The sequence below is a fragment of the Streptomyces katrae genome, assembly GCF_000966975.1.
Lineage (GTDB): Bacteria > Actinomycetota > Actinomycetes > Streptomycetales > Streptomycetaceae > Streptomyces > Streptomyces katrae.
On sequence record NZ_JZWV01001864.1, the window covers coordinates 1 to 204 of the forward strand.

A 204-nucleotide genomic window follows, 5' to 3' on the forward strand; every position below is an offset into this window, starting at 1 on the left:
GGGGGGTGGCGGTGTGGAGGTGGGCGTCGAGGCCCAGGGCGGTTGTGGTGGTCGTGCCCGTGGCGTCGAGGACCGATGCGGGGGCGCCCGCGAAGAGCATGCGGGACTCCGTCCACGCCGGGGGGCCGCCCAGGGTGGTCGTGGAGACCGTGCCCGATTCGGCGCGGCCCGTCAGGAGGCGGCCCGCGACGCCGATCGCGCCGT

Annotated in this window: 1 protein-coding gene; it reads right to left on the reverse strand. The window is 77.5% G+C overall.

All coding sequences use genetic code 11. The features are described from left to right. Positions 1-204, reverse strand: a 204-nt coding sequence (locus tag VR44_RS40830; protein WP_045952770.1) for a hypothetical protein, incomplete at both ends; no start/stop codon positions are given.